The sequence below is a fragment of the uncultured Pseudokineococcus sp. genome (assembly GCF_947499845.1).
GTDB lineage: Bacteria > Actinomycetota > Actinomycetes > Actinomycetales > Quadrisphaeraceae > Pseudokineococcus.
On sequence record NZ_CANMPM010000036.1, the window covers coordinates 1 to 7,302 of the forward strand.

The following is a 7,302-nucleotide window of genomic DNA, read 5'->3' on the forward strand; positions in this document are numbered from 1 at the left end:
CAGGCGTAGGTCCGCGGCGCGGGGCAGGTACTGGCGCAGTAGGCGGTTGGTGTTCTTGTTGGTGCCGCGTTGCCAGGCGCTGCGGGGGTCGCAGAAGTAGACCGGGCAGCCAGTGTCGGCGCTCAGGCGGGCGTGCTGGGACATCTCTCGGCCGCGGTCCCAGGTCAGCGACCGGCGCAGGTGGGTCGGGATCTCGCTCAAGGCATCGGCGAGGGCCGGGTGGACGTCCTCGCCCTTGAGGCCCGGCAGAGCGACCAAGACGGTGTACCGGGTGGTGCGCTCGACGAGGGTCGCGATGGCCGAGGGTCGACGACCCATCACGAGGTCGCCCTCACAGTGGCCTGGCACGGCTCGGGTCTCGACCTCGGCGGGCCGGTCGCGCCAGGAGGTCATGTCGCGCATCTGGCCTCGACCGGTGGGCCGGCGGGCGATCTTCGGCTAGCGCATCGCCCTCCCGGTCCTCAGCTGCTGGGTCAGTCGGCGCGGCAGCGGTGAGTGTCGGGGCACGAAGAGGCTGAGGTAGGACGCCTCGTGGCTGATCCGCATGGTGTGGTCCTCGGGGTGCTCCAGGCGCAGTCGGTGGCTGATCTGGCGGGGTGACCACTCCTCCGCCAGCCCCTGCTCGACCGCGGCCCCCAGGGCGGGGCGGGCGGTGAGCTTGCTGGTCGTGGGCCGCTTGGCTCGGGCGTACGCCGCGGTGTCGGCGTCCAGAGCGCGGTAGGCGCGGCGGCCGCCGTTGCGGGCCACCTCGCGGGAGACGGTGCAGTGCGGGCGACCGAGGCCCGTCGCGATGGCCCGCAAGCTGTGGCCGGCCGCCAGGCCGCGGGAGATCTCCTCCCGCTCGACCAGGGACAGGTGCCGCCTGGAGCGTCCGGCTGGTCGGGTGCGGATTCCGCCGGTCGCGGCGAAGTACCGGCGGACGTGCTGGACCGGGACGCCGAGGTCATGGGCGACTGAGCGCACCGAGCGCCCGGTGCGCCACTGCGCCCAGGCACGGTCTTGCTGGGCGAGGGACAGATGGGGCCGGGGCACGGGCACCTCCACGGGTCGTGATCATCGTGGTGGTGCGTTGACCCCTTGAGCGCGCCATCGTTTGCGGCAGGGCTACCAGACGTCGGTCGGGTCCGAGATTCGCTGGCATGCGCCCTGCCATGTCCAGCACCGCAGCTTGTCGCCGTCGATCGTCACCTGGACGCCCACGGCGTCGGCCGTCCATCGCTTCACCTGGACGACGCACCGCACGTTCGTATCCCCGAACTGGAGCCAGGCGTGACCCCATATCGTCACCTGCTCGGGAACGATCGTGAGGGGCTGCGCGTGTAGTCGCAGCGGGAGTGAGTCGAGGGTGCGCAGCGGTCCACGCTTGCGCGCCTCGCGTAGCTCTCGCTCTTCACCCCTCTGCGCAGGCAGGTGGGGGTAGCGCTTGTTCGTTCCCACGGGTTCATCGTCGCGGGAACATCGGACGCTGCCGGGTGGTCTACTCGGCGTTGTCCTTCGGCTTGCCAGGTCGGGGCCAGGGCCAGGCGTCGAGGACGGCCCACAGCTCGGACGCCGAGCGCGACACGACCGTGTGCGGCCGGCCTTCGGCCACCACGGCGTCGAGGAACCATGAGGCGTCGCGCAGCGCGTCGGTGTAGCCGGAATGGCCGCGGGCGACTGATCCCATGCCCGCGGCGATCTTACCGGCCCGGCGCACGGTTATCTGCACCGGGAGGTCGTCGCCCTCGTGAGCCCCATTGACCGTGTGCTGGAACGCCTCGGCTACTTTCAGTTCGTACATTGGGTCGGCTGGGTCGATCAGGTCATCACCCATCGGTGCTCCTTCGTTCTACGGTGGCGCCCACTACCGTCTGGCTGAAAGTGCCGGCAGGGGCTTCAAGGATCGCGTCTACGGCCCCCGGGGATGATTCTCGGGGGCATGGCTCGGTTGAGCAGGGCTGGAGCGTCACAACGCCCGTCACGCGCCCGTCGCGGATCCACACGACGTCGAGCGACACGCGGGTGTCCTGCATCCACACTTCGGTGCACTGTGCGGGCGCGAGCGGAAACCACATGCCGGTGCCCTCGGGCACGCTGTCTCGCCCGCTGAGCCCTGCGCGCTGCGCCTCGACGCTGGTCGCCTGTTCGGCGGTGACCGTCACTCCGTCAATGGTCACCCGCAGCTCGTCGACGTCCGCGGCGCAGCCGGTGAGGACGATCGCCACGGCGGCCGCGACGGCGGCCGCTGCCCGCTTCATTCCAGGGGCCGGCCCACGGGACCGGTGCCGGGAGGCATCGGCTCGAAGTGCTCGCCGCCGTTCAGCTCGCGCTCCAGCGACTCGACGAGGCCCATCACGCCGTGCAACTGCATGTCGGTCATGTTCCGCCAGCCGTACTTGTCGCCGCCGGCGTAGTGCGCCGGGCGAATACGGCCGTCCTGGTCGGTGTCGGCGTAGTAGTTCATCTTCGTGCGCGTGGCCTTCTTCGACCCCGCTCCCCCGCTCGGCTTCGCCACGACGGCGGGGGCTGCGGGCGCGACTGCAACCGGGGCCGGCGTCTGTGCCGGCGGCATTGCCTGGGTGTTGACGGGCGTCTGCCCGCTGAGCGCGGACGTGCGGCGCGCGGTTCTCTTCGCGGCCATGTTCTTAGTTTCTTCCGGTGAGCTGAGTGAGGTATCCGTCGTAGATCGCTGCGAGCTCGCGCGAGTCTGCGTCGCCCTCGTCGAGCCCGGTGGATTCCTCTTTGGCATCTGCGATCGCCTGACGCTTCGGCGCGGGCGGGGTGAGCAGCGGGAGGACGCGAGCCTCCGCGGCCGCCTCGATTTCGCCGGCCCAGTGCCCGCCGTCGACCGTGCGGGCTTCGTGCTGGTTCTGCGTCATGACTCGGGCGTATTGCGCCAGGTTCGCGCCGGCCGCTCGAGGGCGGGCGGAGCAGCTGCGCCGGTCAGTATGATCCAGTCATGACTTCGTCTGATTCTTCACCCGCCGCCGACGCGCAGGTTCGGGTCTCGGGTGCTCGGGAGCACAACCTGCGGAATGTGGACCTCTCCGTTCCGCGGGACTCGTTAGTGGTGTTCACGGGTGTGTCGGGTTCCGGGAAGTCATCGTTGGCGTTTGGGACGCTGTACGCGGAGTCGCAGCGACGGTATTTGGAGTCGGTGGCGCCGTACGCTCGCCGTCTGATCGACCAGGCGGGCGTTCCCGATGTTGACTCCATCACCGGGATGCCGCCGGCCGTGGCGTTGCAGCAGCAGCGTGGAGGACGCAGTGCCCGGTCCACGGTGGGAAGCATCACCACGGTGTCCAGTCTCGTGCGGATGCTGTACTCCCGCGCCGGGGACTATCCGGATGGGCAGCCGATGCTCTACGCGGAGGATTTTTCTGCGAACACGGTGCAGGGGGCCTGCCCGGAGTGTCACGGCATTGGTCGTGTCTACGCGGTGCCCGAGGAGCGGATGGTGCCGGATCCGTCGCTCACGATCCGGGAGCGCGCGATCGCGTCCTGGCCGACGGCATGGCACGGACACCAGCTCCGCGACGTGTTGGTGGCCCTCGGCTATGACGTTGACGTGCCATGGAAAGATCTGCCACGAAAAGACCGGGACTGGATCCTTTACACGGATGAGACCCCGTTCGTTCCGGTCCACTCCCGGTTGACGCTTGCTGAGGCTCGCGCCGCGACCAAGGCCGGGGTCGAGCCGAGCTACTCGGGCACCTTCGTCGGAGCCCGCCGGTATGTGTTGGACACATTCGCGAACTCGAAGAGCGCGTCGATGAAGCGTCGCGTCGCGCAGTATCTCGACGCTGCCCTATGCCCGGTCTGTCACGGGAAGGGGCTGAAGCCTGAAGCGCTCTCGGTCACGTTCGAGGGCCTGGACATCGCGGAGTTCTCGCAGTTGCCGCTTCGAGAGCTGGCTGACATGCTCTCCGACGTTGTTGCGGGAGCGCAACAGGCCGAGACCGTTCCGAATGGTGCAGTGCTGCATGCCAATTCCCGTCGCGCAGCCACGAAGCAGCGCATCGCCGCCGGAGGGTCCGCGCACTCCGCCGCACCCGATGTGCGCCGCACCGCAAACCGTTCGCCGGAGAAGCGCGCCGCTGCGTCCCGGCTCGCTTCCGGGCTGATCGAGCGACTCCGCCCACTGACCGATCTTGGCCTCGGGTATCTGTCGTTAAGTCGAACCACCCCGACCCTGTCGGGTGGCGAGTTGCAACGAATCAGGCTCGCCACACAGCTCAGCTCCGACCTGTTCGGCGTCGTCTATGTCCTCGATGAACCATCCGCAGGCCTTCACCCACAAGACGTGACAGCGCTCTTGAAGATCCTCGACGGGCTCAAGAGAAGCGGAAACAGCCTGTTCGTCGTCGAACACTCCGTCGATGTCATGCGGCACGCGGACTGGCTCGTGGACATCGGCCCCGGCGCGGGCGAGCATGGCGGCCGCGTTCTCTACAGCGGCCCTACCGATGGGCTTGCCGACGTCAAGGACTCAGTGACACGCGGCTACCTCTTCGGTGGCAGTGGACTGCCCCCGCACACCCCTCGCGACCCTCGCGCGTGGCTCCACTTGAAGGACGTGACTCGTAACAACCTGCACGGCGTCTCCATCGACATTCCCATGGGTGTTTTCACCGCGGTCACCGGAGTCTCGGGTTCCGGCAAGTCGAGCTTGGTCAGCCAGGCCCTCCCGGCTCTCGTCGGTGACCGCCTCGGTCACAGCATTCCGGCGGAGGACGAACCGACCGGCGACGAGCTGCTCCTTGCCGATACCCCAGAGCGGCTCGACGGTGTCCTCGACGGCTCTCTCGAGGGGGTCCGGCGGGTTGTCAACATCGATCAACGACCCATCGGCCGAACCCCCCGATCGAACGTTGCAACATATACGGGCTTGTTCGACCACGTCCGTCGACGCTTCGCTGAGACGCCCGAAGCTCGCTCGCGTGGGTACAAGCCCGGCCGTTTCTCCTTCAATGTCTCCGGCGGCCGCTGCCCCACCTGTGAGGGCGAAGGGTCCGTGATGGTCGAGCTGCTCTTCCTCCCATCCGTGTACACCGAATGCCCCGACTGTCACGGGACCCGGTACAAAGCCTCGACCCTCGAGATCACTTGGCGGGAGCGCACCATCGCTGACGTGCTCGCGATGAGCGTTGAGGAAGCCCACCCGTTCTTTGACGGTGAAGACGACATCACCCGCTCACTAGCTGCACTGTCAGACGTGGGTCTCGGATACTTGCGACTCGGACAACCGGCAACCGAGCTCTCTGGAGGTGAGGCGCAACGCGTGAAGCTCGCAAGCGAGCTACAGCGCGCACAACGAGGGGACACCTTGTATGTTCTCGACGAACCATCTTCGGGCCTGCACTGCGCTGACGCTGACCGGCTTGTGACGCATCTGCAAACCCTCGTCGACGCAGGAAACACCGTCGTCGCGGTGGAACTTGACATGCGGGTGGTGGCAGCAGCCGACTACGTCATCGACCTCGGACCCGGCGCCGGCGCCGATGGCGGCGCAGTCGTCGCCGCTGGAACTCCTGCACAAGTTGTCGAGAACGGCGTCGGCGCGTCCGCGGCGTACCTTGCCGCGGCGATCAACCTCATCGTTGCGGCTATCTGAGCAGAAGAGCCGACGCTTGACAACCGATGACCCGGTACGCAGTCACAAGAGCACCGAGCAGCCAAACTTTCCACAGGCGAATCAAGTGTGTACACACCTCAGAGATCGGCTACCGTTCGTCTGCGCCGATAAACGCCCAAGGTCAGTGGAGGGCGGCTTTCCACGCCTCGAGCCAGGGAATGACGTCGCGCAGGTCCTTCGTGTCAACGGCAGCGGAGGCGGCCGCCCGAGCCGCGGCGCCGGCGTTCAGAGCGAGTGATGTCGGCACGGCGGCGAACAGCGGGAGGTAGGACCGACTATCACCGATGGCACAGCAGTGATCGATCGAGACGCCGTGCTCCGCCGCGAACTGGAGGGCGCGATCTCGCTTGTCGTACTCGTTGAAGTGCTCCGCCACGGTGCCGTCGTAGTCGCTCCCGACGACACGCACTCGGGGCCCGCCGTTCGCGGTGAGTCCGTGACGTTTCGCGATCGCATCCGCAACGGGCTGCCAAGCCAGTGACGCTAGGGCCGGCTCGACATCGTGCTGGACGCACCAGGCAACGACAGCGTCAATCCCGGCGATCGGTGGAAGCTCCCCGAGCCACGCGGCAACAGTCGACATCGGAGTTCCGCGCCATCCCTCAGCGTCGATGACGCTGACTTCCTCGTTCGTCAGCTCGCCCTCGGCGTACCGCTGCTCAGCGACGTCGAGCACGCGTGCATGTCAAAAGTGCTTGGCGAGGAAGCTACTGCTCGACATGGAGGGAACCAACGTGCCATCGATATCGAAGAAGACGATCCCCCGCGTACTCATGTTCGGATCGTAGTCAGGCGCACACCGCTTCCGCTGTCCCGATAGCCGGTCGGCGGATCCTGGCGGTCATCGCAACAGCAGCGGCCCGATCTGCTCGATCGGCTTGGCGAAGGCTAGGACGTGTCTCCCTACGGCTTGAGCCAGGTGAGGATGGCGGCCAGGACGACGCCGCCGCGGTAGACTAGGGCGAGCTTGTCGTAGCGGGTGGCCAGTCCCCGCCAGTGCTTCATCCGGTTGAAGGACCGCTTCACGGTGTTCCGGCGCTTGTAGAGGTCGGCGTCGTAGGTCACCGGACGCCCGCCGGCTGAGCCCCGCTTGGTGCGGTGGGCCTGCTCTGGTCGCGGGGCTCGGGGATCACGGCCTTGATGCCCCGACGCCGGAGCAGGGCGCGGGTGCCGCGCGAGGAGTAGGCCTTGTCGGCCAGGACCGCTTCGGGCCGGGTGCGCGGGCGCCCTGGCCCGACCCGGGGAACGCGGACCGCGCCCAGGAGCACGGCCAGCATGGGCGAGTCGCCGGCCTGCCCGGCGGTGACCACGACGGCCAGGGGCCGCCCGTGGCCATCGACCGCGGCATGGGTCTTGGTGCTCAGCCCACTGTCTCGCCCCGGGTTCAGTGGAGGCTCTGAAGTGACGCTCTGACGGTAGCCGGAGCGGGGTGGTGCTGGTGGTGGTCGGCCTCGTACTCGGCCGGTGGGACGTGGCCGAGCTCGCCGTGCAGGCGCCGGTGGTTGAACCAGTCGACGTACTCCGCTGTCGCGATCTCGAGGTCGTCGACGTTCTTCCACGGGCCCTTGTTGCGGACCAGCTCAGCCTTGAACAACGAGTTGAACGCCTCCGCAGTGGCGTCCAGCAGGGTGGTGTACGGCCGGCCCGGGTGACGGGTGTGGCGTAGACGTCGAAGGGCGGCCACCGCG

At 67.8% G+C, this 7,302-nt stretch carries 10 protein-coding genes and 1 pseudogene; 1 reads left to right on the plus strand and 10 read right to left on the minus strand.

Annotated features, from left to right (window positions below):
• The 7 genes from Q0789_RS16350 to Q0789_RS16380 all read right to left on the minus strand — a co-directional run.
• On the minus strand, positions 1-432 hold a 432-nt coding region (locus Q0789_RS16350; protein ID WP_298807056.1), incomplete at its 3' end, for an IS30 family transposase.
• A gap of 6 nt (positions 433-438) precedes the next feature.
• Positions 439-1,032, minus strand: a complete 594-nt coding sequence (locus Q0789_RS16355) for a helix-turn-helix domain-containing protein (RefSeq protein ID WP_298807048.1) — start codon at positions 1,030-1,032, stop codon at positions 439-441.
• Between the two features lie 72 nt (positions 1,033-1,104).
• Positions 1,105-1,287: a hypothetical protein gene (locus Q0789_RS16360; protein ID WP_298807049.1), complete on the minus strand. Its 183-nt coding sequence runs from the start codon at positions 1,285-1,287 to the stop codon at positions 1,105-1,107.
• A 190-nt stretch (positions 1,288-1,477) separates the two neighbouring features.
• A complete protein-coding gene (locus tag Q0789_RS16365; protein ID WP_298807050.1) occupies positions 1,478-1,813 on the minus strand; it encodes a hypothetical protein in 336 nt (111 codons plus the stop codon).
• Positions 1,806-2,204, minus strand: a complete 399-nt coding sequence (locus Q0789_RS16370; protein WP_298807051.1) for a DUF192 domain-containing protein — start codon at positions 2,202-2,204, stop codon at positions 1,806-1,808. Before Q0789_RS16370 ends, Q0789_RS16365 begins: the two co-directional genes overlap by 8 nt.
• A gap of 29 nt (positions 2,205-2,233) precedes the next feature.
• Entirely contained in the window at positions 2,234-2,494 is a 261-nt protein-coding gene (locus Q0789_RS16375) for a hypothetical protein (protein ID WP_298807052.1), read from the minus strand.
• A gap of 130 nt (positions 2,495-2,624) precedes the next feature.
• Positions 2,625-2,858 carry a hypothetical protein gene (locus Q0789_RS16380; RefSeq protein WP_298807053.1) on the minus strand — a complete coding sequence of 78 codons (234 nt, stop codon included), beginning with the start codon at positions 2,856-2,858 and terminating at the stop codon, positions 2,625-2,627.
• 80 nt (positions 2,859-2,938) lie between these two features.
• Here Q0789_RS16380 and Q0789_RS16385 point away from each other — a divergent pair, with 80 nt between their 5' ends.
• Positions 2,939-5,593: an excinuclease ABC subunit UvrA gene (locus Q0789_RS16385; protein WP_366917776.1), complete on the plus strand. Its 2,655-nt coding sequence runs from the start codon at positions 2,939-2,941 to the stop codon at positions 5,591-5,593.
• A 142-nt stretch (positions 5,594-5,735) separates the two neighbouring features.
• Here Q0789_RS16385 and Q0789_RS16390 read toward each other — a convergent pair whose 3' ends face one another.
• The 3 genes and pseudogenes from Q0789_RS16390 to Q0789_RS16400 form a co-directional block, all read right to left on the minus strand.
• Positions 5,736-6,290, minus strand: a complete 555-nt coding sequence (locus Q0789_RS16390) for a hypothetical protein (RefSeq protein WP_298807055.1) — start codon at positions 6,288-6,290, stop codon at positions 5,736-5,738.
• Positions 6,291-6,517: 227 nt separating this feature from the next.
• A pseudogene (locus tag Q0789_RS16395) lies at positions 6,518-6,981 on the minus strand (IS5 family transposase); the annotation flags it as partial.
• Positions 6,982-6,998: 17 nt separating this feature from the next.
• A complete protein-coding gene (locus Q0789_RS16400) occupies positions 6,999-7,298 on the minus strand; it encodes an integrase core domain-containing protein (protein ID WP_298807057.1) in 300 nt (99 codons plus the stop codon).
• Positions 7,299-7,302 lie beyond the last annotated feature (4 nt).

What these genes read in the sequence shown, in the direction of transcription:
- Q0789_RS16385 (WP_366917776.1), top strand. Translation starts at nt 2,939, where the DNA reads ATGACTTCGTCTGATTCTTCACCCGCCGCCGACGCGCAGGTTCGGGTC.
- Q0789_RS16365 (WP_298807050.1), bottom strand. Translation starts at nt 1,813, where the DNA reads ATGGGTGATGACCTGATCGACCCAGCCGACCCAATGTACGAACTGAAA.
- Q0789_RS16380 (WP_298807053.1), bottom strand. Translation starts at nt 2,858, where the DNA reads ATGACGCAGAACCAGCACGAAGCCCGCACGGTCGACGGCGGGCACTGG.